Annotated in this window: 28 protein-coding genes; 19 read left to right on the forward strand and 9 right to left on the reverse strand. The window is 63.9% G+C overall.

All coding sequences use genetic code 11. From position 1 onward, the window contains the following. The first annotated feature begins 54 nt into the window (after positions 1-54). Positions 55-690 (forward strand): bifunctional 2-polyprenyl-6-hydroxyphenol methylase/3-demethylubiquinol 3-O-methyltransferase UbiG, encoded by a 636-nt coding sequence (locus O3300_RS24850; RefSeq protein WP_305054404.1) that lies wholly within the window; start codon positions 55-57, stop codon positions 688-690. A gap of 174 nt (positions 691-864) precedes the next feature. Beyond that, a complete protein-coding gene (locus tag O3300_RS24855) occupies positions 865-1050 on the forward strand; it encodes a CsbD family protein (RefSeq protein WP_077400637.1) in 186 nt (61 codons plus the stop codon). A 73-nt stretch (positions 1051-1123) separates the two neighbouring features. Here the strand turns inward: O3300_RS24855 and O3300_RS24860 are convergent, their stop codons facing one another. Beyond that, positions 1124-3334 carry a S9 family peptidase gene (locus tag O3300_RS24860; protein ID WP_305054405.1) on the reverse strand — a complete coding sequence of 737 codons (2211 nt, stop codon included), beginning with the start codon at positions 3332-3334 and terminating at the stop codon, positions 1124-1126. Between the two features lie 214 nt (positions 3335-3548). Then, on the reverse strand, positions 3549-4943 hold the full coding sequence (locus O3300_RS24865) for an MATE family efflux transporter (protein ID WP_289899957.1): 1395 nt from the start codon (positions 4941-4943) through the stop codon (positions 3549-3551). Between the two features lie 189 nt (positions 4944-5132). On the opposite strand from O3300_RS24865, the gene O3300_RS24870 reads away from it, so the two are divergent. From O3300_RS24870 to O3300_RS24895, 6 genes are all read left to right on the forward strand, one after another. After that, on the forward strand, positions 5133-5798 hold the full coding sequence (locus tag O3300_RS24870; protein ID WP_099665187.1) for a beta/gamma crystallin family protein: 666 nt from the start codon (positions 5133-5135) through the stop codon (positions 5796-5798). 179 nt (positions 5799-5977) lie between these two features. Next, positions 5978-6841, forward strand: a complete 864-nt coding sequence (locus O3300_RS24875) for a beta/gamma crystallin-related protein (protein ID WP_305054406.1) — start codon at positions 5978-5980, stop codon at positions 6839-6841. Positions 6842-6943: 102 nt separating this feature from the next. After that, the gene (locus tag O3300_RS24880; RefSeq protein ID WP_180278612.1) at positions 6944-7939 is read left to right on the forward strand and encodes a beta/gamma crystallin-related protein; all 996 of its coding nucleotides are present in this window, start codon (positions 6944-6946) and stop codon (positions 7937-7939) included. A 159-nt stretch (positions 7940-8098) separates the two neighbouring features. Then, positions 8099-8782: a beta/gamma crystallin-related protein gene (locus O3300_RS24885; protein ID WP_099665184.1), complete on the forward strand. Its 684-nt coding sequence runs from the start codon at positions 8099-8101 to the stop codon at positions 8780-8782. 130 nt (positions 8783-8912) lie between these two features. Further along, positions 8913-9839, forward strand: a complete 927-nt coding sequence (locus tag O3300_RS24890) for a DnaJ C-terminal domain-containing protein (RefSeq protein ID WP_176374871.1) — start codon at positions 8913-8915, stop codon at positions 9837-9839. Positions 9840-9842: 3 nt separating this feature from the next. Continuing rightward, the gene (locus tag O3300_RS24895; protein WP_046685292.1) at positions 9843-10154 is read left to right on the forward strand and encodes a MerR family transcriptional regulator; all 312 of its coding nucleotides are present in this window, start codon (positions 9843-9845) and stop codon (positions 10152-10154) included. 3 nt (positions 10155-10157) lie between these two features. On the opposite strand, the gene O3300_RS24900 is transcribed toward O3300_RS24895, so the two are convergent. Both O3300_RS24900 and O3300_RS24905 read right to left on the reverse strand, forming a co-directional pair. After that, the gene (locus O3300_RS24900; protein ID WP_099665181.1) at positions 10158-10385 is read right to left on the reverse strand and encodes a hypothetical protein; all 228 of its coding nucleotides are present in this window, start codon (positions 10383-10385) and stop codon (positions 10158-10160) included. A 58-nt stretch (positions 10386-10443) separates the two neighbouring features. Next, complete coding sequence (locus O3300_RS24905; protein WP_305054407.1) at positions 10444-11358, reverse strand: LysR family transcriptional regulator; 915 nt, start codon at positions 11356-11358, stop codon at positions 10444-10446. A gap of 134 nt (positions 11359-11492) precedes the next feature. Between O3300_RS24905 and O3300_RS24910 the strand changes: the two genes are divergently transcribed. Both O3300_RS24910 and O3300_RS24915 read left to right on the forward strand, forming a co-directional pair. Beyond that, the gene (locus tag O3300_RS24910) at positions 11493-12098 is read left to right on the forward strand and encodes an FMN-dependent NADH-azoreductase (RefSeq protein ID WP_305054408.1); all 606 of its coding nucleotides are present in this window, start codon (positions 11493-11495) and stop codon (positions 12096-12098) included. A 153-nt stretch (positions 12099-12251) separates the two neighbouring features. Then, a complete protein-coding gene (locus O3300_RS24915; RefSeq protein ID WP_305054409.1) occupies positions 12252-12758 on the forward strand; it encodes a nuclear transport factor 2 family protein in 507 nt (168 codons plus the stop codon). 18 nt (positions 12759-12776) lie between these two features. On the opposite strand, the gene O3300_RS24920 is transcribed toward O3300_RS24915, so the two are convergent. Continuing rightward, positions 12777-13076 carry a hypothetical protein gene (locus O3300_RS24920; RefSeq protein ID WP_099665177.1) on the reverse strand — a complete coding sequence of 100 codons (300 nt, stop codon included), beginning with the start codon at positions 13074-13076 and terminating at the stop codon, positions 12777-12779. 139 nt (positions 13077-13215) lie between these two features. Here O3300_RS24920 and O3300_RS24925 point away from each other — a divergent pair, with 139 nt between their 5' ends. From O3300_RS24925 to pncB, 3 genes are all read left to right on the forward strand, one after another. Next, on the forward strand, positions 13216-13470 hold the full coding sequence (locus tag O3300_RS24925) for a hypothetical protein (protein ID WP_099665176.1): 255 nt from the start codon (positions 13216-13218) through the stop codon (positions 13468-13470). A gap of 116 nt (positions 13471-13586) precedes the next feature. Then, positions 13587-14450: a cysteine hydrolase gene (locus tag O3300_RS24930; protein WP_305054410.1), complete on the forward strand. Its 864-nt coding sequence runs from the start codon at positions 13587-13589 to the stop codon at positions 14448-14450. Between the two features lie 77 nt (positions 14451-14527). Further along, positions 14528-15718, forward strand: coding sequence for a nicotinate phosphoribosyltransferase (gene pncB, locus O3300_RS24935; RefSeq protein WP_099665174.1), 1191 nt, complete (start codon positions 14528-14530; stop codon positions 15716-15718). Positions 15719-15760: 42 nt separating this feature from the next. On the opposite strand, the gene O3300_RS24940 is transcribed toward pncB, so the two are convergent. Together O3300_RS24940 and O3300_RS24945 are read right to left on the reverse strand one after the other, a co-directional pair. After that, positions 15761-16060 (reverse strand): antibiotic biosynthesis monooxygenase, encoded by a 300-nt coding sequence (locus O3300_RS24940; protein WP_034781921.1) that lies wholly within the window; start codon positions 16058-16060, stop codon positions 15761-15763. Between the two features lie 66 nt (positions 16061-16126). Next, the gene (locus tag O3300_RS24945) at positions 16127-16471 is read right to left on the reverse strand and encodes a hypothetical protein (protein WP_305054411.1); all 345 of its coding nucleotides are present in this window, start codon (positions 16469-16471) and stop codon (positions 16127-16129) included. Positions 16472-16666: 195 nt separating this feature from the next. Between O3300_RS24945 and O3300_RS24950 the strand changes: the two genes are divergently transcribed. The 4 genes from O3300_RS24950 to O3300_RS24965 all read left to right on the forward strand — a co-directional run bounded on the left by O3300_RS24950 (position 16667) and on the right by O3300_RS24965 (position 20077). Beyond that, a complete protein-coding gene (locus O3300_RS24950; RefSeq protein ID WP_099665171.1) occupies positions 16667-17248 on the forward strand; it encodes a DJ-1/PfpI family protein in 582 nt (193 codons plus the stop codon). A 64-nt stretch (positions 17249-17312) separates the two neighbouring features. Beyond that, positions 17313-18545: a GAF domain-containing protein gene (locus tag O3300_RS24955; protein ID WP_099665170.1), complete on the forward strand. Its 1233-nt coding sequence runs from the start codon at positions 17313-17315 to the stop codon at positions 18543-18545. Positions 18546-18548: 3 nt separating this feature from the next. Next, positions 18549-19226 (forward strand): response regulator, encoded by a 678-nt coding sequence (locus O3300_RS24960; protein WP_170846465.1) that lies wholly within the window; start codon positions 18549-18551, stop codon positions 19224-19226. Between the two features lie 155 nt (positions 19227-19381). Continuing rightward, positions 19382-20077 carry a Crp/Fnr family transcriptional regulator gene (locus O3300_RS24965; protein WP_034781930.1) on the forward strand — a complete coding sequence of 232 codons (696 nt, stop codon included), beginning with the start codon at positions 19382-19384 and terminating at the stop codon, positions 20075-20077. Between the two features lie 110 nt (positions 20078-20187). Here the strand turns inward: O3300_RS24965 and O3300_RS24970 are convergent, their stop codons facing one another. Further along, a complete protein-coding gene (locus O3300_RS24970; RefSeq protein ID WP_305054520.1) occupies positions 20188-21387 on the reverse strand; it encodes an MFS transporter in 1200 nt (399 codons plus the stop codon). A gap of 91 nt (positions 21388-21478) precedes the next feature. On the opposite strand from O3300_RS24970, the gene O3300_RS24975 reads away from it, so the two are divergent. Both O3300_RS24975 and O3300_RS24980 read left to right on the forward strand, forming a co-directional pair. Continuing rightward, entirely contained in the window at positions 21479-21931 is a 453-nt protein-coding gene (locus O3300_RS24975; protein ID WP_305054412.1) for a helix-turn-helix domain-containing protein, read from the forward strand. Beyond that, entirely contained in the window at positions 21928-23151 is a 1224-nt protein-coding gene (locus tag O3300_RS24980; RefSeq protein ID WP_305054413.1) for a D-amino acid dehydrogenase, read from the forward strand. The genes O3300_RS24975 and O3300_RS24980 overlap by 4 nt, the downstream gene beginning before the upstream one ends. Here O3300_RS24980 and O3300_RS24985 read toward each other — a convergent pair. After that, positions 23126-24205, reverse strand: a complete 1080-nt coding sequence (locus tag O3300_RS24985; RefSeq protein WP_305054414.1) for a hypothetical protein — start codon at positions 24203-24205, stop codon at positions 23126-23128. The two genes, O3300_RS24980 and O3300_RS24985, sit on opposite strands and share 26 nt — an antisense overlap. Between the last annotated feature and the right edge of the window lie 34 nt (positions 24206-24239).

Consider the following 24239-nt stretch of genomic DNA (forward strand, 5'->3'; position numbering starts at 1 on the left):
GGCCGGGGAACTGGTCGGCAGCGTAAAATGGCGGAACATATCGACAGGACCGCCATGCAGCCAAGCCCACCGCAAGACCCCATCCACGCCATCACGGGCCGCACCCTGGCCCATTACGACGCCAGCGCCGAGCAGTTTTTCGAAGGCACGCGCGACCACGACGTCAGCCAGAACATCGCCGCGCTGCTGGACGCCATCGGCAAGCCGGCGCCGCTGGCCATCCTCGACCTCGGTTGCGGCCCGGGCCGCGACCTGAAGGCGTTCACGGCCATGGGGCATCACGCCACGGGCGTCGATGGCTGCCCCCGCTTCGTCGAGATGGCGCGCGCCTACAGCGGCTGCACCGTGTGGCAGCAGGATTTCGTCGACCTCGATTTGCCCGCAGCGCACTTCGACGGCGTGTTCGCCAATGCCGTGCTGTTCCACGTGCCCAGCGCCGTCTTGCCCGGCGTGCTGCGCGCCTTGCACGCTTGCCTGAAGCCCGGTGGCGTGCTGTTCAGCTCGAATCCGCGCGGGCAGAACCAGGAAGGCTGGAATGGTGCCCGCTACGGCAGCTATCACGACGAGGAAACGTGGGCTGCGTATGTACAGGCGGCCGGTTTCAGCCTGCTCGACCAGTACTACCGCCCGCCGGGCTTGCCGCGCGAGCAGCAGCCGTGGCTGGCCACCGTGTGGCGCAAGCCCGCGTGATCGCCGATATTGGCGCAAATTGAGCATGTGTTAGGAACCGTACAGAGCATTGATCCCCCGCCCCGTAGTATGGACACATCGACACGCAGCCAGCAGTTTGCAACAGCGTGTGAGCCGCAGTACCGGCCCTTCGGGGCCGGACAACAGATGTACCAACTACAGTGAGGATCCATCATGAACAAAGATCAAGTCGAAGGTAAACTGAAGGAAGTCGGCGGTAAAATCCAGGAAGCCGCTGGCAAGATCGTCGGCAGCGAAGAACAGCAAGCCAAGGGCCTGGCAAACCAGGTCGAAGGCAAAGTGCAGAAGAAAGTCGGCGACGTCAAGGACGCGGTGGAAACCGTCACGCGCAAACCGTAATCTGGCGCACGCATAAAAAAACCGCCGCCTGTCGCGAGACAGGCGGCGGTTTTTTATTTGATGCCGATCAAACCTATTTCACTGGATTGGCCAGGTTCTGTTTGAAGAACAGCTCGATTTTCTTGTACACGTGGCGCTGGCCCGCGCGCGACGAGATGCCGTGCTTGGCGCCAGGATACGTCATCAGGTCGAACTGCACGCCGCGGTTCACCAGCGCGTCGATCAGGCGCGTGCTGTTGCTGAACAAGACGTTATCGTCGGCCATGCCGTGCACCAGCAGCAGCGGCGACTTCAGGCCGTCCAGGTGGGCGAACACGGTGCTGGCCTTGTAGCCGTCGACGTTTTCCTTCGGCATGCCGAGGAATTGCTCCGTGTAGTGGGTGTCGTACAGCGACCAGTCGGTCACGGGCGCCACCGAGACGCCCATGGCGATCTTGTCGGACGCTGCCGACAGCAAGCGCAGGGTCATGAAGCCGCCGTAGCTCCAGCCGAACACGCCGATGCGTTTTGCATCGACGAAGCTTTGCTTGCCCAGCCAGTCGATGCCGACCAGCTGGTCCGCCACTTCCGCCGCGCCCAGGTTGTGATAGATGGCGTCCGTGAACGCGCGCTCGCGGCGCGACGAGCCGCGGTTATCGAGGCGGAAGACGACAAAGCCCTGCTGCGCCATGTACTGGTCGAAGTTGTTGCCCCAGCGGCGAGCCACGTGCTGCGAGTGCGGGCCGCCATACGTCGACAGGTAGACGGGATAGCGCTTGCCGGCGTCGAAGTTCGACGGCTTGACGATCGAATAGTGCAAGGTCTGGCCATCGTTGGCCTTCAGGGTGCCGTATTCGGTCGGCAGGTGGTCCGCCTTGTACTTGTAGTACGGGTGGCTGGCGTTCAGCGCGTTTTCTTCCAGCCAGCCCACCATGGCGCCGTCCGGACGGCGGATGCTCACTTGCGGCGGCGTGGCCGGGTCGGAATACGTGTCGACGAAGACTTCGCCATTGCGCGAGAACGTCGTGTCGTGCCAGCCATCGGCCTTGGTGACGCGCTGCGGCTTGTCGGCCGTGCTGCCATCGAGGGCCAGGGCGTAGGTCTGCTTGTCGATGACGGCGTCGCGGTTCGACGATACGTAGACTTTGCCCGTCTTCTGGTTCACGGCCAGCACGCTGTCGATGCCCCACTCGCCGGAAGTGACCGGGTGCAGCAGCTTGCCGCCCATGTCGTACAGGTACAGGTGGTTGCGGCCCGTGCGCTCGGACGACCACAGGAACTGGCCGTTCGGCAGGAAGCGCAGGTCGTCATGGATGCTGACCCAGGTCTTTGACGTTTCCGTCAGCAAGGTGCGCTGCGCCAGGGTGGCCGCATCGACGGCGACCAGGTCGAGGGTCTTCTGGTCGCGCGACTGGCGCTGGTACACGAGCGACTTGCCGTCCGCGCTCCAGTCGGCGCGCACCAGGTAGATGTCCGGGTTCGTGCCCAGGTCCACCTGGCGCTGCACGCCCGTTTCCGGCGAGACGATCAGCAGCTGCACCAGCACGTTCGGGTCACCCGCGGCAGGGTAGCGCTGCTCGACGACGTCGGTGCGGTCGGCGAAGATTTCGAAGCGGCGCACGACGGGCACGGGCGCTTCGTCATAGCGTTTATAGGCGATGGCGGAATCGTCGGGAGCCCAGTAGTAGCCGGTGCGCTGACCCATTTCTTCCTGCGCCACGAATTCGGCTTCGCCGTTGCGTATCGTGCCCTTGCCATCGGTCGTCAGCTGGCGTTCCTTGTTCGTCTTGAGGTCGATCACATAGATGTTTTGATCGCGCACAAACGATACGTAGCGGCCTTTTGGTGAGATTTTCGGGTCGAGCACATTGCCCTTGGCGACCAGGCGCGCCTTGTCCGGGTGGGCCGCGTCGACCAGGTACAGATTGCCGGCCAGCGGCACCAGCAGCTGCTTGCCGTCCGGCGACCAGCTGTAGCTGAGAATGCCGTTCAGGCTGGCCGTGCGCTCGCGTTCGCGGCGCGCCTGCTCTTCGGGCGAAATCGTTTCATTCGGCACCAGCGCCTTCGAGTCGACCAGGCGGTGCGTGCTCTTGTCCTTCAGCTTGAATTCCCACAGGTCGAGCTGGAACTGGTTGTCCGCGCGGCCGCGCAGGAACGTGACGCGCTCGCCGTCGGGCGAGACCTTCAGGTTGCGCACGCCGGGGCCGGCCAGCGCCGGATCGGCGTGGATGCGTTCCAGGGTCAGCTTTTCAGCCGATGCGGGAACGCTGGCCATCGCGGCCAGAAAACAAAGAATAAAACGCATGGATGTCTCGGTGATTGTAAAGGGATGTCAAGAAGATGCTTGACAGCAAACGATACCAGAGCACGGCGTTTAATGCGATAGGGCCAGTCACGGAATAATCCAGCAATTGCCTTCTTTACTTTGGTAGAAAGAGTGCGGCGCTGGGGCTTTGTATGGCGAAGCAGGGAGGGCGGCATGCATAAGTTGCGCGCCGCCCTGTGTTCCATGCATTGTTTCAATGCGCCGCGCGCAGGCGCTGCAGCGACAGCCGGTTCAAGTACCAGGTCAGCAGCACGGCGGCGACCGTCAAACCCGTGACGAGGCCGATCCAGAAACCGGCGGCGCCCATCGGCTCGGCCGGCGACCAGGGGAAACCGGCTGGCGCGAGGCCCAGCACGTAGCCGATCGGCAGCGAGAAGCCCCAGAAGGCCAGCAGCTGGATCAGCATCGGCTGGCGCGTCACCTTGTAGCCGCGGATGGCGCAGGACGTGGCCACCTGCGTCGCGTCGGACAGCTGGAACAGGGCGGCGAACAGCAGCAGTTGCGCGCACAGGGCCTGCACTTGCGGGTCGGACGTGTAGGCTTGCGCGATCTGGTGGCGGAACACGGTGATGACGGTGGCCGAGACGATGGCCGCCGTCAGCGACATGGCCACGCCCACCCACGAAATGAAGCGCGCGCGGCGCAGGTTGGCTTCGCCCACGGCATGGCCCACGCGCGTGACCAGCGCGATGCCGAACGTGAGCGGCACCATGAAGACGACGGACGAGAAATTCAGGGCGATCTGGTGCGCGGACACCTGGATCACGCCGAAGCGCGCCACCAGCAGGCTGATGACGCCAAACGCGCTCACTTCGGCAAAGTAGGTCACGCCGATGGGCAGGCCCAGGCGCAGCATGGGGCCGATGGACGACAGCTGCGGCCCTTCCCAGTGCGTGAACGGGTACGTGGCGCGGTAGGCGGGCGCGATCTTGATCCAGGCCAGCATGGCCAGCAACATCATCCACACGCAGCAGGTGGTGGCCACGGCGCAGCCCACGCCGCCCATCTTCGGCATGCCCCAGTGGCCGTAGATCAGCAGGTAGTTGACGAGGATATTGAGGCCCAGCGCGGCCAGCGCGATGACCATCACGGGCTTGGTCTGGTTGATGCTGGTGCTGTAGCCGTACAGCGCGCGGTAGGCGGCGAACGGCGGCAGCGCGCAGCTGATGATGTGCACGAACAGCTTGGCCTTGGCCGCCACGTTTGGCTCCAGCATCAGGTGGTCGAACACCAGCGCCGCCATGTTCGTCAGCAGGCAAGCCACGAGGCCCACGAGCAGCGCCTTCCACAGCGACTGGCGCACGATGTGCGGCACCCGGTCGTGGCGCGCGGCGCCGATTTCATGCGCCACCAGCGTATTGATCGCCATCATGATGCCGCTCACGGTGACGAGTACGATGGACCAGATGGCCGCGCCCAGCGAGACGGCGGCCAGTTCCTCGGGATTCGTATGGCCCGTCATCGCCACGTCGGCCGCGCCCATGCCGACGGTGGCCAGCTGGCCGATCAGGATGGGCCACGCCAGCTTCCACAGCGAAGAAATTTCAGTACGGACGGCGGGCAGGGTGAACGAGGTAGTGTGTGGCATGGTCGGCAAGCTTGACTAAACACAAGATTCTACCGGCATTCGCCGTGCTTGTCCGCCGTGCCGCCCCCGGGGGCGGCGCGCGGTAATCATTTGTTACAGCTAAGTGGGCCAGTCGCGGATAGACTGCGCGCTCTATTTGGCAAAATGACCAAATAGTCAACCGCAGTACCCTGACTATGGAGTAAGACCATGTTGAAGAAAGCTTTGAACTGCGCCCTGCTGCTGGGCGCCGCCATGACGGCCGAACTGGCCGGCGCCGGCGAACTGACCCTGTATTCGCGCGACGATTATCACGGCCGCTCGCACACCGTGCGCGACGCCGTCGCCGACCTGGAAGAGGTCCGTTTCAACGACACGACGCAAAGCATCCGCGTGCGCTCGGGCCGCTGGGAAGCGTGCGAGGAAGCCGATTTCCGCGGCGCCTGCTTCCTGCTCGAGGCGGGCGAGTATCCATCGCTGGACGGCCATGCCAACAAGATCACCTCGCTGCGCGAAGTGCGCGGCGGCTGGGATGGTTATCCGGGCCGCGACCGCGACCGGGGGCGCGACTGGGACGGCCGCCGTGACCGCGACCGCGAGCGCGGCCATTTGCCGGGGCGCTCGCTGGGCGGCGAACTGACCTTCTATACGCGCGACGATTTCGCCGGCCGCAGCTTGACCGTGCGCAACGCCTCGGCCGATTTGCGCGAACGCGATTTCAACGACACGGTGCAAAGCGTGCGCGTGCGCTCCGGCTATTGGGAAGTGTGCGAGGACGTGGATTTCCGCGGCCGCTGCCGCACCCTGGAACCCGGTGAATACGCGAGCCTGGAGCGCCTGAGCAACCGCATCTCGTCGGTGCGCGAAGTGCGCTGACGCGGGGCTGCGCGTCAGCGAAATGGCAATAACCGGCTCCCGCAGGGCCGGTTATTGCTTTTGGTAACAATTTGTTGTCCTTTTCTCATACTTTGTTACACCGTTTTTTCTACGGATGGCTACACTGACATCAGTTGTCATGTCGATCACTTGCCTTTGCCGCCACCGGAGACCGCCCCATGAATCGCCCGTTCGCTTTTGCCCTGCTGTGCGCCAGTTCGCTGTTTGTCCACCTCGCGGCGCAGGCCGGCGAGATCCGCCTGTACACCGACGATAATTTCAAGGGCAGGGTGGTGGTCTTGCGCGATACGACCGATGACCTGTCGCGCGTCAATTTCAATGACACCGCGTCGAGCATCCAGGTCGAGTCGGGCAGCTGGGAAGTGTGCACGAATTCCGATTTCAAGGGCGATTGCAAGACGCTGGAGCGCGGCGACTACCGTTCGATGCCGGGCATGAACGACAAGATTTCATCCGTGCGCGAAGTCGGCGGCAGCGGCAGCAGCAGCGGGCGCCGCGCGGCGCTGGAACTGTATGCGGACGGCGGCCAGCGCGGCGCGTCTGCCGGCATCAACGCGGACCGCGACGACCTGGTCGACATCCGCTTCAACGACCGCGCCAGCAGCGCGCGCATCGAGTATGGCTACTGGCAGCTGTGCAGCGATTCCAACTACCGCGGCAGCTGCCGCGTGTTCGGGCCTGGCACCCACGACGACCTGGGCAGCCTGAGCGGGCGCGTGTCGTCGGCGCGCCTCGTCGATCCGCGCGAAGAGAACCGTCCGCAGAATAACGAGGGACTGGTGGTGCTGTACGGCCGCGCGTTCCTGAATGGCCCCGGGCTGCAGGTGAACCGCGACGTCAGCGACCTGGTGCGCCTGAACTTCAACGACCAGGCGGCCTCCATGAACATCCACGAAGGCACCTGGGAAGTGTGCACGGACTCGCAGTTCAGCGGCACCTGCGAGCGCATGGGGCCGGGCAAGTATGAAACCCTGGGCGCGACGCTGGAAAAGCGCATTTCCTCGCTGCGTCGCCTGTATTGAATGCGCGACCGGGCCTTCGCCGAGGCCTTGTATTTGTTACACTAACACCCTGGCGTTTTGGCCAGGCGAATCATCACCAAAGAATGAAGAATGGAGTTAATCATGACGGGCCCTTTCAAACACGCGCTGGCATGCGCGGCGACCTTGCTGCTCTCGCTGGGGGCGCATGCAACCGCCCATGCGGGCGATATCACCTTGTTCGAGGATGATAATTTCCGGGGCCGCGCCGTGAACCTGCGCGAGACGACGGACGATTTGTCGCGCTTTGGCTTCAACGACAAGACGTCGAGCATCCTGGTGCGTTCAGGAACCTGGGATGTGTGTACCGATGCCGGCTTCCGCGGCAATTGCAAGACCCTGGGGCCGGGCGAGTACCGCTCGATGCCGGGCATGAACGACGCCATCAGTTCGGTGCGCGAATCGGGGCGCGGCGACGGCTACAATCCGGGACGCCCCGGGCGCGATCCGGACCGCGGCCATGGCGGCTATGGCCGTGGCGGCACCCTGGAAGTGTATTCGGGCGCGGGGCAGAATGGCGGCTCGGCGCGCCTGAACCGCGATACGGACGATTTCGTCAGTATCGGCTTCAACGACCGCACCACGAGCATCGTCATCTACAACGGCTACTGGCAGCTGTGCAGCGATTCGAACTACAACGGCGTGTGCCGCATCTTCGGCCCCGGCCGCCACGACGACCTGGGGCGCGGCCTCGATGGGCGCGTGTCGTCGGCGCGCATGGTCGACGAGCGCGAAGCGCGCCGCCAGCAGCAGTATGAGCAGCAGTACCAGCGGCCGCAATACGAGCAGCAGTATCCGCAACAGCAATATCCGCAACAGCAGTACCAGCAGCGCGGTGCCGTCCTGCTGTTCCCCGAAGCGGGCATGCGCGGCGAACCGCTGGCGCTGGACCGCAATGCGGAAGACCTGGTGCGCTACAACTTCAACGACCGCGCCTCGTCCATCGTCGTCAACGAGGGGCAGTGGGAAGTGTGCAGCGATTCGAACTTCCGCGGCCGCTGCGAAGTGATCGGGCCGGGAGAATACGGCCGCCTGAACAGCATGGAAAACCAGATTTCCTCGCTGCGCCGCGTGCGCTGATCGCGTCTTGACGCGGTACTGACAGGCCGCCTGCCGGGTTGATCCCGCCAGGCGGTTTTTACATTCCGTGCCGTGTGCTGACATTTGCTTGCCCTTTGTTACACTCGCCGCCTGCCGCCTGGACTACACTGGCGAAAATGTCTCAGTATTGGAGTTGTCATGGTTCGATCTTTCCGGCCCGCGCTGCTGTGCGCCGCCACCTTCCTCGCCCCCCTTGCCGCATCGGCGGGCGAAATCACCCTGTTCGAGGATGCCGGTTTCCGCGGCCGTCCGGTCACCCTGCGTTCCGATGCGGGCGACCTGTCGCGCATGGGCTTTAACGACAAGACCTCCAGCATCATCGTGCGCTCGGGCACCTGGGAAGTGTGCAAGGACGCCAATTACCGTGGCAACTGCCGCACCCTGGGACCGGGCCGCTACGACACCATGCCGGGCATGAACGACGCCGTTTCCTCGGTGCGCGAAGTGGGCCGGCCGGGTCACGGCGGCGGCGATCACCGTCCCTACCCGCCGCGCCCGAACCGTCCGTATCCGGAGCCGGAACGCCCATACCCTGGCCACGGCCATGGCGGCGGCCACCGTCCCGACATGAACGGCGCCGTGCTGATGTTCCCCGATGCGGGCATGCGCGGCCGGCCCGTGCGCCTGGACCGCGAAGTGCATGACTTGAGCCGCTATGGCTTCAACGACCGCGCCGAATCGATCGTCGTCAATTACGGCCGCTGGGAATTCTGCGTCGACGCCAACTTCCGCGGCCGCTGCGTGGTGATGGGGCCTGGCAGCTACGGGCGCCTGCACCATGGCCTGGATCGCCGCATTTCCTCGCTGCGCCGCGTGCGCTAGACCTTTTCCGCTGCCCTTGCACCGCCCGCGCGACCCGTGTCCCGCGGGCGGTTTGGTTTGTGCGTCCGCTGTCCTTCGGCCAATTCGTGTACTCTTCCTACAGGCACTTCAACTATGGGGAGCAGGCACGGTGGAATACAAGGATTATTACAAGGAACTTGGCGTCGAAAAGACGGCGACCGAGGCCGAGATCAAGAAGGCGTACCGCAAGCTGGTACGCAAATACCATCCCGACGTGAGCAAGGAGCCGGACGCCGACAAGCGCACCAAGGCCCTCAACGAAGCCTACGGCGTGCTGGGCGATGCGGAAAAGCGCGCCGCCTACGATGAGCTGGGCCGCAGCGCGCAGGGCCATCCCAAGGGAGAGCCCTTCCGCCCGCCGCCGGACTGGGGTTCGGGCTACGAATCGTCGGGCGCCGACGACAGCGACTTCTTTGCCGACCTGTTCGCCCACGTGGGCGGGCGGCGCCGCGCCAACAGCACGTTCCAGATGCAGGGCGAAGACAGCCACGCCGCCATCACCATCGATTTGCAGGACAGCTACCAGGGCGCCAAGCGCCATATTGTCATGCGCGTGCCCGAGGCGGATGCGCAAGGCCACGTGGTGACGCGCGAACGCACGCTGGAAGTGACGATACCGAAAGGCGTCACGGAAGGCCAGCAGCTGCGCATGAAGGGGCAGGGCAATCCGGGCAGCGGCGGCGCGCCGGCCGGCGACTTGTACCTGGAAATCCGCTTCCGGCCCGATGCGCGCTACAAGGTGGAAGGGCGCGACGTCTTCGAGACGGTGCCCGTCACGCCGTGGGAAGCGGCGCTGGGCGGCGAGATCGACGTGCCCACGCCATCGGGCACGGTGTCCGTCAGCGTGCCGCCCAATTCGCAGACGGGGCGCAAGCTGCGCCTGAAGGGGCGCGGCATCCCCGCCGCCCAGCCGGGCGACCTGTATCTGCTGCTGGAAGTGGTGCTGCCGCCGGCGAACGATGACAAGGCGCGCGAACTGTATGCAACCATGGCGCGCGAGATGGCTTTCAATCCGCGCCAGAAGCTGGGAGGGTAAATCATGACAAACAAGGTAATTGGCGAATTGCTGGAAGACCGTGCCCTGAGCCTGGAAGAACTGGCGCGCGCCTGCGCCGTGGAGCCGGACTGGGTGGTGCAGCACGTGCAGACGGGCGTGCTGCTGCAAAATGGCCCGCCGGCGGGGCAACTCACGGCCTGGCGCTTCACCAGCCTGGACCTGGTGCGCGCGCGCCGCCTGCACGAAATCGAATCCGTGTTCGACGCGAACGCCGAACTGGCCGCGCTGGTGGTCGACTTGTCGGAAGAAGTGGCGCGCCTGCGGCGCCGCCTGCACGTGCTGGGCGTCGAGTAGACCTTATGCCGGCTCGCCGTGCCGCTGCACGGTGAGCCGGGCAATATAGAACTGCCCGTCGACGACCACCCGGTGCGGGATGCCGGCCACGTCGAAGCCGGGGCCGCCGTCTTCCATCCATTCCTGCGCCAGCGAATCGAATTGCTGCGGCGTCATGCGCAGCATCTGCGCCGTGATGACGAAGCGCGCGCCAGGTTTTTGTTTGTTGACGAAGTCGTCTATGCCGGCCATGTGGTTCCTTCTGATGCTGATCAATGTATGCGCGCATGATACCCGCCCGCGCGCGCTTCTAGAAGACTTGTGCCAGTAGCGGCAACTGTTCCGCAAACCGCTCCGTCAGCCACTTGCCCGCCTGGCCCGGCGGCGTGTCGGCGCGCTGGATCAGATAAATCGGGTAATTCTCGCCATTGTCGACGGCCAGCGGCAGGTGCACCAGGCGGCCTTCCGCCAGGTCGTCGCGCACCATCGCTTCGGGCATGTTGCCCCAGCCCAGGCCCGCGCGCAGCAGCGCGTGCTTGGAACCGAGGTCGCCCAGGCGCCAGTTGCGCAATCCCAGCACGCCGAAATCCTGGCCTTCCGTCAGCACGCTGCGGTCGCTGAGTACCAGCTGCACGTGTTCTCGCGCCACGTTGGAGGCGATCGGGCCTGCCAGCTGCGCCAGCGCGTGGCTGGGCGCGGCCACGGGAATCAGGCGCACGTGGCCCACGGCCAGGCGCTCGAAGACGCTGGCCGTGGCCGTCATCCAGCCACCGAGGCCGATGTGGCAACTGCCATCCATCACCAGTTGCGCCACGGCGCCCATGGCCTCGATGCGCAGGCGCAGGGCGACCGTGGGGAACTGCGCCTGGAACGCTTCGAGCACGCGCACCAGCACGCAGGTGGGAAACATCACGTCGACCACCACCGACACTTCCGCCTCCAGCCCGCCGGCCAAGGCCTTGGCACGCGCGCGCATGCCGTCGACCTTCAGGGCCACGGCGCGCGCGTCGGCCAGCAGGGCCTTGCCCGCGTCCGTCAGGGTGGGCTTGCGCTTGCCGCGGTCGAGCAGCACCACGTTCAGTTGTTCTTCCAGGTTGGCGATGGTGTAGCTGATCACCGACTGCGTGCGGTGCAACTGGCGCGCCGCGTGGGCGAAACCGCCCGCGTCGATGACGGCGACAAACACGCGCAACTGGTCGAGCGAAGGCTGGCCCGGTTCTCTCATGCTGACTCCATATCTAGAAATTCGATGCTAATCATTTATATTTACACGGTTTTCTCGATGGTAGACCCGAACTATGCTGTGTGCAAGGGCTGCGATGCGGCCATTCCCGTCACCCATCTTCACAGGAGCACTTCATGAGCAAGGTCTTATACATTAATAGCAGTGTGCGCAACAGCGGTTCCCTTTCTCGTCAATTGTCCGGCGAATTCGTCGCCAAACTGGCCGCGCAAGGGGCCAGCGTCGTCGAACGCGACCTGGCGGCGCAGCCCGTGCCGCACTTGACGGAAGAGGTGATGGGCGCCTTCTTCACCCCGGCCGACCAGCGCAGCGCGCAGGCGGCAGCGGCCGTGGAATTGTCCGATACCCTGGTCGACGAATTGCTGGCGGCCGACGTGCTGGTGCTGGCCGCGCCCATGTACAACTTTTCCGTGCCCTCGACCCTGAAGGCGTGGATCGACCACGTGGCGCGCGCGGGCCGCACGTTCCAGTACACGGCGACGGGCCCGGTCGGCCTGGCCACGGGCAAGAAAGCGGTCATTTTCACGGCCAGCGGCGGCGTCTACAGCGAAGGCCCCGGCGCCGCGTATGACTACCTGAGCACTTATCTGCGCACGGCGCTGGGCTTCATCGGCATCACCAACATCGAGTTCGTGCAGGCCGAAGGCGTGGCCATGGGCGAGGAAGCCGTCAGCAGCGCAATCGCCAAGGGCCGCGCGTCGATCGAGGCCCTGGCTGCCTGAATCAGGCTCGCCTCTAGTTCCAAAGGGGGATTGCCAATCTGCTATGGTTGACATAAGCTTGCCGGCGGCACGCCCCGTGCCGGCCCGGCGAGCGGTTCGCCATGAAAGTCCCTCATGCACAAGTTGGCAAGCGCAATATTGTTCGGATGTTCTTTGTTTTCAGCAGGCATTGCGCTGGCGCAAACTGCGCCAGCTGCGCCGTCCCACGTGGGGCGCCATGCCTCCACGCCCGACGATATCCGCGCCATCGAAAAAGTCGTCGCCGACTTCCAGGCGGCCCTGATCGCCAAGGATGTCAAGCTGCTGTCGTCGCTGCTGCTGCATACGAACATCCTGTTCGCCTCGCCTGCCGACGACGATTTCATCAAGAAAATGCGGGACACGACGGACGTCCACTTCGACGGCGTCGGGGCGGCCGGCTATGTCGGTTTCGCCAACTTCATCAAGCGCGAACCCCAGCGCACGGAAGAAAAATTCTACAACGTCAAGATCACCCAGGACCGCCATGTAGCGTGGGTCAACTTCGACTACGAATTCCTCGTCGGCAATAAATTGTCCAACTATGGCGTGGAAGCGTGGCAAATGGTCAAGCGCGATGGCGAATGGAAAATCCTCAGCGTCGTGTGGTCCATGCATTCCGCGGCCGAGGCCGGAAAGTAGGGGGCCGGCGACGCCGTGTCAGTCGCGCGGCAGCTCGCGAATTTCCACCGTCCCCCCTGCGTTCAGTACGGGGTTTCCGATTAACAATTTTTTTGCATCGTCTATACTTTCAGCTTGTACACGTATATAACCTGACAAGTGTGGCGTGACCGGTTTGGCCTGGCCGGACCGGTGCACGCAGATACCGGGACCGATGGAACTGCCGCCGCAGAAGCGGCCGCTGGCCCTGAGCATGGCGAAGTAATCTTCCCAGGCCGGCGTGGCGACGTCCACCGGTGTTTCCGTGTCGTCGTGCATGAAGATGAGGTAGTCATTCATCCATTTTCTCCTGTGCCGCGTTATAAAAACAAAGCCGCATCGGGTATCCCGAGCAGGCGTGAACGCATGGTTTTACCTTTTTACCGCGTCAGTCCGTAGAGACAAGCTGTCCGGCCATGTCATTTTTGGAGCGAACATCGTGCCGATAAAGTATGTTGATTTTTATGAGGTGAATTACACGGCGGAACCCTTGCGGGGCTGCAAGCTATGGGGCGCCTACGTCGCCATCTATGCCCCGTCGCGCAACCCCATGCACCGGGTCAACCTGGTGAAAAAGCGCCGGGTGTCGGCCGACCACCAGTTTACAACGGAAGCGGACGCCGTGGCGGAGGCGGGCGAGGTGGCCGTCAAGCTGGTCGAGCGGCGCCAGCGCCGCTATGTCTTCCATCCCTGAAGCGTCGCGTGGCTTGTTTCGGCGCAAGTTATTGCGAGTGAGCACACGTAGCCGGTGCAGGCGCGCCGGCGCAGTTGCCCGTATCATGCGAACTATTGCCACGCCAGAGGACCGCCATGAAACGCCAGTTGCACCTGCTCGTCATCGATCCGCAAAACGATTTTTGCGACTTGCCCGCCGCATGGCTGCCGCCAGATGCCGCACCGGCGCTGGCCGTGCCCGGCGCCCACCAGGATATGCTGCGCGTGGCGCAATTGATCCGCGAAGGGGGAGGCGGTTTGACGCAGATCAGCATCACGCTCGACGCGCACCACCGCTACGACATCGCCCACCCCGCCTTCTGGCGCACGGGCGATGGCGGCGCCGTGCCGCCATTTACGCAGATCAGCGCGCAGCAGGTGCGCGACCGCCTGTTCCTGCCCGCCGCCAGCGGCGCCTTGCCGCGCGCGTTGGCTTATCTGGATGCCTTGCAGCAAGCGGGGCGCTATCAATTGATGGTGTGGCCCGTGCATTGCGAGATCGGCAGCTGGGGGCAGAATGTCCACGCGGCCGTGCGCGCCGCCTACAACGCGTGGGAAGTGGAGCGGCTGCAAGTGGTGGCCAAGCTGAGCAAGGGTTCGAATCCATGGACCGAGCATTACTCGGCCGTCATGGCGGAAGTGCCCGATCCGCAGGATGCGGCCACCCAGCTCAACCGCGCCTTCCTCGATACCTTGCTGCCGGCGCAGCAGATTTATGTCACCGGCGAAGCGGGCAGCCATTGCGTGAAAGCCAGCACCGAGCACATCGCCGATTACCTGCAAGCGCAGCAGGGACCGCAGGCGCTGTCGCGCCTGGTCTTGCTGACGGATTGCATGAGCCCCGTCACGGGCTTTGCATCACAGCAGCGCGACTTCCTGGCCGCCATGCATGCGCGCGGCGCGCGGCTGGCCACCTCCGCCGACGTCTTGCCCGAACTGCAGGCGAACGCGCCGGCCTGAGCCATTGTCGATTGTGTCCTGCTGAAATGCTTGCAGTGGCGTACTATTCTGGCTTCAGGAAGTTGGAGAAAACACACATGACCCCGATAGTGCGCAGTTTGCTGGAAACCGATCTGTATAAATTTACAATGTGGCAAGCATTGCTGCACGGTCATCCGAATACCCATACCGAATACGAATTTGTCTGCCGCAACGCCACGGCCTTTCCCCTGGCCGAACTGAAGGGCGAGCTGGAAGAGCAGCTCGACCATTTATGCTCGATGTCGTTTGCCGACGACGAGCTGGCCTATCTGCGCACCCTGCGCTTCATGAAGAGTGATTTCGTCGACTTTTTGACGGTGTTCCGCTTCCAGCGCAAGTTCATCGAAGTGAGCACGGATGGCGACACCTTGCTCGTGCACGCGGCCGGGCCGCAAGTGCACGTGATGGGCTTCGAGATTTTCGTGCTGTACATCATCAACGAACTGTATTTCCGCCGTTTCGACCTGGACGCGGCCATGCGCGAAGGGCGCCACCGCCTGGGCTTGAAAGTGGCGGCCGTGAAGGAATTCGGCAAGCTGCCAAGGCGCAAGCATCCATTCGAGTTTTCCGACTTCGGCGTGCGCCGGCGCTTTTCCGGTGCCTGGCATGACGAGGTGGTGCAGCGCCTGGCGCGCGAGGTGCCCGAGTATTTCAAGGGTACGTCGAATGTGTACCTGGCGAAAAAGCTCGGCATCGTGCCGATCGGCACCATGGCCCATGAATACATGCAATCGTTCCAGTCGTTTGGCGTGCGCTTGCGCGACTTTCAAAAGGCGGCACTGGAAGACTGGGTGCAGGAATACCGGGGCGACCTGGGTATCGCCCTGACGGACGTGGTGGGAATGGACGCCTTCCTGGCCGACTTCGACCTGTATTTCGCCAAGCTGTTCGACGGCTTGCGCCACGATTCGGGCGACCCCGTCGAGTGGGGCGAGAAGGCATTGGCCCATTACGCGGCCCTGCGCATCGATGCCAATACCAAGCGCCTCGTGTTTTCCGACGGCCTGGACCTGGACAAGGCGTTTGCCCTGTACCAGCACTTCGCCGACCGCATCATGACGGGCTTCGGCATCGGCACCAATCTCACCAACGATGTCGGCTTGACGCCGCTCAACATCGTCATGAAACTGGTGCGCTGCAATGGCCAGTCCGTGGCGAAATTGTCGGATTCGCCGGGCAAGACCCTGTGCAAGGATGAAACTTTCCTCGCTTACTTGCGGCAAGTGTTTCACCATCCTGCCGTTTAAGGCGCCGGCACGGACATTGACAGCCCGTGCCGCCTGCCGATATTAAAACCCGGTCACCACCGTGTTCATGTGCTCGACCTGGGGCGGGGCGGCGAAGAATTCGCCCACCAGGCCGCGCCAGGCCTGGAAGTCGTCGCTGCCGCGGAAATGCACGGTATGGTCTTCCAGCGTCGTCCAGCCCACGACGAGGCGGTAGGCGTCGCCGTTTTCGATCGAGCGCTCCAGGCGCATCGACTCGCAGCCGCGCGCGCGCTGGAACAGGGGGATGGCTTTCGTCACGGCCGCTTCGAAGGCAGCGTGCGTGGCCGATTTGATCTGGATGTGGGCAATTTCAAAAATCATGGCAAGTTCCACTGAGGAATGAAGGAAGCTTGATCTTGCCATAATTTGGCCGCGCGGGGGAGGGTGTCAGCCGGCCGGCGCGTGTGCGCCTGCGCCTGCGCGCCGGCCGCCCACGTGGCTGGCCGTGCGCTGGTCGATATCGCAGCCGTGATACGCCTGTACGATGGCGTGCGCCCGTTCCCGCTCCTGCGCATTGCCGATGGCCACGACGAGGCGGAACATGCCGCGCCACGCGGCCTTGCCCTGTATGGGGACGGTGGGGACGGCCTCGTCGTCGACCGTGTCGAGCTGCACGGCGTGCGCGGGGAAACCATCGTCGAGCAGGGCGCTGCGGGCCTGTTGCGCATCGGCAAAATGGTCGAAGATACGGATCAGGGCAGGCGCAGCAAGGGGGCTGGTGGCGGTGTGCATGGCCAGGCTTTCGAGTGGGGGCGTCCGAGTTTGACCTGCCAGCCTGTAAAAAATTCTGCCTCAGCCTGTAAAATCCTCGATCAAGGCGCAAAAGTTTGATAAATATCCAGTATGGTTGCCAAGTCGCGCTAAGATACGGCTTGCGGTGTGTCCTGCTGGCAAGGATATGGGATCAATCTTTCATAGGAGAACTAAATGGCAGCGAAGAAAATTCTGTTTTTGACCGGCGATTTTGCAGAAGATTATGAGACGATGGTGCCGTTCCAGGCCCTGCTGATGCTCGGCCATACCGTGCATGCTGTGTGTCCCGGCAAGAAGAGCGGCGAGACGATCAAGACGGCCATCCACGATTTCGAGGGTGACCAGACCTACACGGAAAAGCCGGGCCATTTGTTCACCCTGAACGCCAGTTTCGACGACATCGACCCGGCCCACTATGACGCCGTGATGATCGCCGGCGGCCGCGCGCCCGAATACCTGCGCCTGAACGAGAAAGTCATCGCCGCCGTGCGCCATTTCGCCGACGCGGGCAAGCCTGTCGCGGCCGTCTGCCACGGTGCGCAGTTGCTGGCCGCCGCCGACGTCATCCGCGGCAAGCGCATTTCCGCCTATCCCGCCTGCGCGCCGGAAGTGAAGCTGGCGGGCGGCACGTATGCCGACATCGCCGTCACGGACGCCGTCACGGATGGCCAGTTCGTCACGGCGCCCGCGTGGCCCGCGCATCCGGCCTGGCTGGCGCAGTTCGTCAAGCTGCTGGGTACCGAGATCCGTTTGTAACCTTTACCAGCCCGGCAAGCCGCAGCGCTTGCCGGGCGCACCACTTTTCAGATTCGAGTTCTTCATGCATGCGCCGCGCAGTCAATCTTCCCGCAAACAACTTCCAGCGTCGCGCTGGCGCCAGCGCCGCCTGGCGCAAGCCGAATCGGGCCTGAGCGCCGCGCAGGAACGCCAGCTGGCCACCCTGCACGAGATTTCCACCTTGCTGGCGGGACAGCACGCCATCGATGCGCTGTGCCGCGGCTTCCTGCGCCACGTGATGCAGTTCGCGCAGGCGGAAGGGGGCACCGTGCGCATCCTCGATCCGCAGCACGATACCGTGCACATCATCGTGCACGAGGGCATTTCCGATGCCATGGTGGAAGAGGAACACTGCATCCGCAACAACGATTGCCTGTGCGGCGCGGCCGTGGCGCAGGGCGTGATCCAGATCCGTGATTTCCGCCAGGTCGATGCCTTGCAGCGCTACCGTTGCCAGGATGAAGGATTTATCGCCATCGCCGTCTTTCCCATCCTCGCGCGCGACCAGGTGGTGGGCAGTTTTTCGCTGCACTTTGCGCGCCCGCAAGCCGTGCATGCGCAGCAACAGGGCTGGCTGGAAACGCTGGGCCAGAGCCTGGGCATCGCCATCGAAAACCAGCGCCTGATCGCGCGCGAAAAGGAATTCGCCGTGGCGCGCGAACGCAGCCTGCTGGCCGAAGGCTTGCATGACAGCATTGCGCAAAGCCTCAACTTCATCAGCCTGCAAGTGCAGATGCTCGACGATTCCGTGCGCCGGGGCCAGCTCGACGAAGCGGCCGAAGTGTTGCCGCTGATGCGCATGGGCGTCGAGCAAAGCTACCAGGACGTGCGCGAATTGCTGGTCAATTTCCGCACGCGCTGGCATGGCAGCGACCTGGAAAGCAAGCTGTCGGAAGTGCTGGCCAAGTTCGAGCTGCAGACGGGCGTCGTCGGCACCCTGGACATGAGCGGCAATGGCGCGCCGCTGGCGCCCGAGCAGCAGTTGCAGATCCTGTTCATCGTGCAGGAAGCGCTGTCGAATATCCGCAAGCACGCGCAAGCGAGCAACGTGGCGCTGCGCGTGGTCAACGGGCGCGATTTCGCGCTGCAGGTGCGCGACGATGGCGAAGGCTTCGCCGCCAACCTGCGCGACAAGAAAACGGAATTGCAGATCGGCTTGCGTATCATGCAGGAAAGAGCCGAGCGGCTCGGTGCGCAATTTGCCATCGACAGCACGCCCGGCGGCGGCACGACGATCTCGCTGGCCTTGCCGGCAGCCCGGCGCCAGGCCGCGTAACAGATGACTTATCCCTATCAGGCCACAAACATAGTGAACGCACCAATCAAAATCCTGCTGGTCGACGACCACACCTTGCTGCGCAGCGGCGTCAAGCTGCTGCTGCAGCGCAATCCTCAATTCCAGGTGGTGGGCGAGGCATCGAACGGGCTGGACGGCGTGCGCCTGACGGCCGAACTGCGGCCCGACGTGGTGCTGATGGACTTGAACATGCCCGGCGTGTCCGGCGTCGAGGCGCTGCAGCTGATCTTGCAGGACTTGCCGCAGATGGTCGTGCTGATGCTGACCGTGTCGGAAAACGCGGCCGACCTGGGCGCGGCCCTGCGCGCGGGCGCGCGCGGCTACCTGCTGAAGAATATCGAAGCCGAGCAGCTGGGCCAGGCCATTTGCCGCGCCGCCGCCGGCGAATCCGTGATCGCCGACGCCATGACGGCCAAGCTCGTGTCGCAGTTCCGCGCGGGGCAGAACGCGCCCCAGGCCGACTATGACAAGCTGACGCCGCGCGAACGCGAAGCCATGGCTTGCCTGGCGCAAGGACTGAGCAACAAGGAAATCGCGCGCCAGCTCGATGTGGCCGAAAGCACGGTGAAAATCCACGTGCAAAATATCCTCAAAAAGCTTAAGCTCAGCAGCCGCGTGCAGATCGCCGTGTATGCCGTCGAGCGCGAGTTGAGCAAATAAAGATCAAACAAAGTGCAAATAGTGCGCAAGGAATGCGCGATTGTTTGATCTGCATGGCGTTCCGGCCTAGACAACCCTAGTTCCTTTGACGTATGGCCTTGACCGTGCCTGCGCATTACACTCTTAGTCATTCGCTAATCTAATAAGAGAGTGTCATGCATAAGGTCAACGTCGATGGCTTGCTATCGAGCCAGGCTCTGTTTCGCCATATTTCCCCTTCGCAATTAGAGCAATTGCGCCAGGATGTCGTGCGCGTCGAAGTGGAAAAAGGCAAAGTACTGTTCCGCAAGGGCGAAGTGGCGGAAGGCGCCTATGTGGTGGTCTTCGGCCTCGTCAAGCTGAGCGTGTTTTCCATGGAAGGTACCGACAAGGTACTGGAACTGATCCGCCCGGGCCAGAGTTTCGGCGAAGCCATGATTTTCCTCGATGAACCGTATCCGTTCTGCGCCGAAGCGCTCGAGCACTGCCTGCTGCTGCGCATTCCGCCGCACGCGCTGCTGCGCCTGCTGGACCAGTCGCCCCGTATCGCGCGCCAGATGATGAACAGCCTGTCGCATCACCTGATGGGTTTTATCCGCAACGTGGAGCGCTGCTCCGTGCAGAACGCCACCCAGCGCGTGGTCGAGTACCTGCTGCAAGCGTCGGACCAGCAGCGTTCGAACGAGGTCAAGCTGGACTTGAAGAAAAGTCTGTTGGCATCGTTCCTGAACCTGGCGCCCGCCACCCTGTCGCGCGTGCTGCACCAGTTGACGGACTTGCATTTGATTAAAGTCAGCGGTTCGCTGATCCAGATCCAGCCGGACGCCTTGAAAACCTACCGCCATGGTTCTACCGCGGCCATGCTGAACTAAGCACCTAACATAACCTACTGCGCGTCGCGACTTGCGGCCTCCGATGCTCACTGTGCATCCGCACAGCTGCGCTTCTCAGCCGCAACTCACTGCCGCTCGCTACGGTTCTGTTAGGCGCTCTCAGTTTTTTCAGCAGGCAAGGTCAGTCGCCAGAACAGCAGGGCGAGCAAGCTGACCGCCGCGCCCAGCGCGCATACCCCATGCCAGCCCGCCAGCGCATACACGCTGGTGGCGGCAATCGCACCGAGTCCGCTTCCCACCGCATAAAACAGCATGTAGCACGCCACCAGGCGGCTGTGCGCGTCGCTATCCTGTTTGAAAATCAGGCTCTGGTTCGTCACGTGGATGGCCTGGCCCGCCAGGTCCAGCGCGATGATGCCGACGACCAGGGGCCACAGGGACGCGCCCGCAAAGCTGAGCGGCAGCCACGCGGCCAGCAGCAGCAACAGGGCTGCGCCCGTCGTCCACTGCGCGCGGCCATTATCGGCCAGCGCCCCGGCGCGCGCCGCGCCCAGCGCCCCCACCACGCCCACCAGGCCAAACGCGCCGATGGCCGCATGGCTGTAGCCTTGCGCCGTCAGGGGCAGCACCAGGGCGCTCCAGAAAATATTGAACACGGCAAACATCAGCAGGGCCAGCGTACCGCGCACGCGCAAGACCTTGTTGTGCATCAACATCCCCGCCATCGAGGCAAGCAGGGCGCCATACGCCAGTTGTCGGTTGGCCGGCTGCGCCGGCGGCAGCTTGCGCCACAGCAGCAACAGCAGGGCGCAGGCGATGGCCGCCGACACAAAGTACACGGCGCGCCAGTCGGCCACATCGGCCACCACGCCGGACAGGGTGCGCGCCAGCAGCAAGCCGATCACCACGCCGCCTTGCGCCATGCCGACCACGCGGCCCCGCTCGTGGCTGGCCGCCGCGCTGGCCGCATAGGCGATCAAGCCCTGCGTCATGGCCGTCCCCAGCAGACCCACCAGCAGCATGCCGCCCAGCAAGGCGGCCGTGGAGCGGGCGCAGCCCAGCGCCGCCAGGGAGATGGCCAGCAAACCCAGCTGGAACAGGGTCAAACGGCGCCGGTTCAGCATGTCGCCCAGGGGCACCAGCAGCAGCAGGGCCAGCGCGCAGCCGAGCTGCGTGGCCGTGATGACCATGCCGCTGGCCGCTTCCGTCATGCCGAATTCCTGCGCCAGGGTGGCGAGCAAGGGCTGGGCGTAATACACATTGGCCACGCTGAGGCCGGCCGCCGTGGCAAACAGCCAGACGAGGGTGGGGGGAAGTGCTGTCGTGATGGGGAGGTTCGTGTCGCGCATGGGCTTGTATGTAAGTGGTTTCAAATTAAAACCAGTTGGAGTCTACGCCGGGAAGTTTTAAAATGCAACCACTCAATCCTGGAGAATGCCCGTGGCCAAGCGCAAGAGCCTGAAAACCGACCCCTGTCCCGTGGCGCGCGCGCTCGACGCGATCGGCGAGCGCTGGTCGCTCCTGATCGTGCGCGACGCCTTCGACGGCATGCGCCGGTTCGGCGAGTTCCAGAAAAGCCTGGGCGTGGCGAAGAACATCCTGGCCGACCGCCTGCACACGCTGGTGGAAGAGGGCATCTTTACGGTCGCGCCCGCATCGGACGGCACGGCCTACCAGGAATACGTGCTGACGGCCAAGGGGCTGGCCCTGTTTCCCGTCGTCGTCGGTTTGCGCCAGTGGAGCGAGGCACAATTGTTCCAGGCGGGCGAGGCGCATTCGACCCTGCTGCAGCGCGGTTCGGGCTTGCCCGTGCGCAGGATGGACGTGCTGGCCGAGGATGGCCGCGTACTGCAGGCGGGCGATACCGTCGTGCACAAGGTGTCGCCACTATGACGCGGGTGGCCGTGCTGGGCGGGGGCATCACGGGCGTCACCACCGCTTACGCGCTGGCGAAACGGGGCGTCAATGTCACCCTGATCGAGCGCCACCGTTATGCGGCCATGGAAACGTCGTATGCGAACGGCGGGCAATTGTCGGCCTCGCACGCGGAAGTGTGGAACCACAAGGCAACGATTTTGAACGCCCTGAAATGGATGGCACGGCGCGACGCGCCCCTGCTGCTGCATCCATGGCCCAGCTGGCACAAGCTGAGCTGGTTTGCGCAATTCCTTGCCGCCATGCCCGCCTACGAGCGCAACACCATCGCCACGGCGCGCCTGGCGATCGCCGCGCGCGAACACTTGTTTGCCTGGGCGCAGGAAGAGCATATTGATTTCGATCATCGCCGCGCCGGCATCCTGCACGTCTACCGTGACCAGCGCGGCTTCGAGCGGGCAGCCGGCGTGTCGCGCCTGCTGGCGCAGGGCGGACTGGAGCGGCGCGCCGTCACGCGGCAGGAAATGCGCGCCATCGAGCCGGCCTTGCAGGGCGACTTTTACGGCGGCTACTACACGGACAGCGATTCCACGGGCGACATCCACAAATTCACCAGCGGCCTGGCCGACGCATGCCTGCGCCTGGGCGTGGCGTGCCGCTACGGCGCGCAGGTCACCGCGCTGGCGCGCGAACACGGCAAGGTGCGCATCAGCGTGGGCGTGGGCGAGGACAGCAGCGTGTTCGATGCCGTCGTCATCTGCGCGGGCACGGCCAGCCGCGCCATGGCGGCAATGCTGGGCGACCACGTGAATGTATATCCCGTGAAAGGCTATTCGATTACCGTGCAGCTCGACGACGCAGCCAGCCGCGCGGCGGCGCCGAAGGTCAGCCTGCTCGACGACGCGACCAAGCTGGTCAGCAGCCGCCTGGGCGAAGACCGGCTCAGAGTGGCGGGCACGGCGGAATTCAATGGCTTCAATGACGACATCCGCGCCGACCGCATCCGCCCGCTGGTGCGCTGGGTGGAGCAGTGCTTTCCCGGTGTTAATACGCGCAAGGTGATCCCGTGGGCGGGCTTGCGCCCCATGCTGCCCGACATGCTGCCGAAAGTGGGGCCGGGCAAGGCGCCTGGCGTGTATTACAACACGGGCCACGGCCACCTGGGCTGGACCCTGGCGGCCGCCACGGCGGAGATGGTGGCAGAGGTGCTGCTTAGTTCTTCGGCAGCAAATCGCTGAGCGCGGCGCGGCCCTTGACGGTGAGGAAGGGGCCGACCTTGCTGTACGGCAGTAAAAAATCGTTTTCGCAGCCGCTGCCGTTCGAGTCTTCCCAGAAGGACACGCCTTCCGGCTTCAGGGACAGGTGGAAGCGGCCGCGGCCGTCGTAATCCGTGCCCTTGCATTCGGCATCGATTTTCACGTCCTTGAACAGGGCCTGGCGCAAGCGGTCCGGCAATTCGGCCTTGTCGTCGCCATCGCTGGCGCTGGCGCCAAACCAGTTCCACACGTCCGTTTCCTGGCCCGTTTTGACGTCCCAGGTACGGAATTTGATGGAGATGCCGTTGGCGCCATAGCCTGCCGCCCAGCGGTAGAACTTGACCGTCACCCAGCGCGGCGACCAGTAGGTCGGCTCCGCATACACTTCGTCTTCCGTCGTGAACCCGTTGCGGCCCAGGTATTCGCGCCGCGTGGCATAGAAGTCGGCCAGGTCTTTTTTATTTTTTGCCAGCACGGCGCGCAACTGCGCATTGATTTTTGTCACGCCATCGCCGGGCGCGATCAATTCCACGGTGATGGTGTCGCCCACTTGCAGGTTGCGGTATTGCTTGCCTTCGAAGGCGATCGGCTTGCTCGTCTTGGTATTAGGAAAATCTTCCAGCGCCAGGTTGTAGGCATCGCTGGCGCAGGACGGATGCTCGCGGTCGCCCGCCGCTTCCAGCAGGGTCAGGGCCAGGGGCAGGGTCTTGCCGCTTTTCGGGTCCGCCCAGGTGCCGGTGACTTTGCCGTCTTGCGGCGCATTCAGGGACCAGGTGCCCGTCGTGTCGCCCTTGGCGTCGAGTTCCTGCCACAGGACTTTACCGTTCGGCTTGGTCAGCATGATCGGCGTCTTGTAGCGCGTGTAGTAATAGTTGCCGCTGCGGTCAGACCCTTGCGTGGGGCTGGGCTGGTTGAAGCAAGCCACGATATTGGCCTTGCCCACGGTGCCCTGCCACACCCCTTGCACGGGCGGCTCGGCCGCCATGGCGGCATGCAGGGCGGGCAGGGTCAGGCAAGCAAACAGAAAGCGGCGCATCGGTTGTTCCTCTCGTGGGCGAAGGCCGATTCTA

The organism is Janthinobacterium sp. SUN206 (assembly GCF_030587305.1).
In the GTDB taxonomy this organism is placed as follows: Bacteria; Pseudomonadota; Gammaproteobacteria; order Burkholderiales; family Burkholderiaceae_D; genus Janthinobacterium; species Janthinobacterium kumbetense.

What these genes read in the sequence shown, in the direction of transcription:
- O3300_RS24850 (WP_305054404.1), top strand. Translation starts at nt 55, where the DNA reads ATGCAGCCAAGCCCACCGCAAGACCCCATCCACGCCATCACGGGCCGC.
- O3300_RS24855 (WP_077400637.1), top strand. Translation starts at nt 865, where the DNA reads ATGAACAAAGATCAAGTCGAAGGTAAACTGAAGGAAGTCGGCGGTAAA.
- O3300_RS24860 (WP_305054405.1), bottom strand. Translation starts at nt 3,334, where the DNA reads ATGCGTTTTATTCTTTGTTTTCTGGCCGCGATGGCCAGCGTTCCCGCA.
- O3300_RS24865 (WP_289899957.1), bottom strand. Translation starts at nt 4,943, where the DNA reads ATGCCACACACTACCTCGTTCACCCTGCCCGCCGTCCGTACTGAAATT.
- O3300_RS24870 (WP_099665187.1), top strand. Translation starts at nt 5,133, where the DNA reads ATGTTGAAGAAAGCTTTGAACTGCGCCCTGCTGCTGGGCGCCGCCATG.
- O3300_RS24875 (WP_305054406.1), top strand. Translation starts at nt 5,978, where the DNA reads ATGAATCGCCCGTTCGCTTTTGCCCTGCTGTGCGCCAGTTCGCTGTTT.
- O3300_RS24880 (WP_180278612.1), top strand. Translation starts at nt 6,944, where the DNA reads ATGACGGGCCCTTTCAAACACGCGCTGGCATGCGCGGCGACCTTGCTG.
- O3300_RS24885 (WP_099665184.1), top strand. Translation starts at nt 8,099, where the DNA reads ATGGTTCGATCTTTCCGGCCCGCGCTGCTGTGCGCCGCCACCTTCCTC.
- O3300_RS24895 (WP_046685292.1), top strand. Translation starts at nt 9,843, where the DNA reads ATGACAAACAAGGTAATTGGCGAATTGCTGGAAGACCGTGCCCTGAGC.
- O3300_RS24900 (WP_099665181.1), bottom strand. Translation starts at nt 10,385, where the DNA reads ATGGCCGGCATAGACGACTTCGTCAACAAACAAAAACCTGGCGCGCGC.
- O3300_RS24905 (WP_305054407.1), bottom strand. Translation starts at nt 11,358, where the DNA reads ATGAGAGAACCGGGCCAGCCTTCGCTCGACCAGTTGCGCGTGTTTGTC.
- O3300_RS24910 (WP_305054408.1), top strand. Translation starts at nt 11,493, where the DNA reads ATGAGCAAGGTCTTATACATTAATAGCAGTGTGCGCAACAGCGGTTCC.
- O3300_RS24920 (WP_099665177.1), bottom strand. Translation starts at nt 13,076, where the DNA reads ATGAATGACTACCTCATCTTCATGCACGACGACACGGAAACACCGGTG.
- O3300_RS24930 (WP_305054410.1), top strand. Translation starts at nt 13,587, where the DNA reads ATGAAACGCCAGTTGCACCTGCTCGTCATCGATCCGCAAAACGATTTT.
- pncB (WP_099665174.1), top strand. Translation starts at nt 14,528, where the DNA reads ATGACCCCGATAGTGCGCAGTTTGCTGGAAACCGATCTGTATAAATTT.
- O3300_RS24940 (WP_034781921.1), bottom strand. Translation starts at nt 16,060, where the DNA reads ATGATTTTTGAAATTGCCCACATCCAGATCAAATCGGCCACGCACGCT.
- O3300_RS24945 (WP_305054411.1), bottom strand. Translation starts at nt 16,471, where the DNA reads ATGCACACCGCCACCAGCCCCCTTGCTGCGCCTGCCCTGATCCGTATC.
- O3300_RS24950 (WP_099665171.1), top strand. Translation starts at nt 16,667, where the DNA reads ATGGCAGCGAAGAAAATTCTGTTTTTGACCGGCGATTTTGCAGAAGAT.
- O3300_RS24955 (WP_099665170.1), top strand. Translation starts at nt 17,313, where the DNA reads ATGCATGCGCCGCGCAGTCAATCTTCCCGCAAACAACTTCCAGCGTCG.
- O3300_RS24960 (WP_170846465.1), top strand. Translation starts at nt 18,549, where the DNA reads ATGACTTATCCCTATCAGGCCACAAACATAGTGAACGCACCAATCAAA.
- O3300_RS24965 (WP_034781930.1), top strand. Translation starts at nt 19,382, where the DNA reads ATGCATAAGGTCAACGTCGATGGCTTGCTATCGAGCCAGGCTCTGTTT.
- O3300_RS24970 (WP_305054520.1), bottom strand. Translation starts at nt 21,387, where the DNA reads ATGCGCGACACGAACCTCCCCATCACGACAGCACTTCCCCCCACCCTC.
- O3300_RS24980 (WP_305054413.1), top strand. Translation starts at nt 21,928, where the DNA reads ATGACGCGGGTGGCCGTGCTGGGCGGGGGCATCACGGGCGTCACCACC.
- O3300_RS24985 (WP_305054414.1), bottom strand. Translation starts at nt 24,205, where the DNA reads ATGCGCCGCTTTCTGTTTGCTTGCCTGACCCTGCCCGCCCTGCATGCC.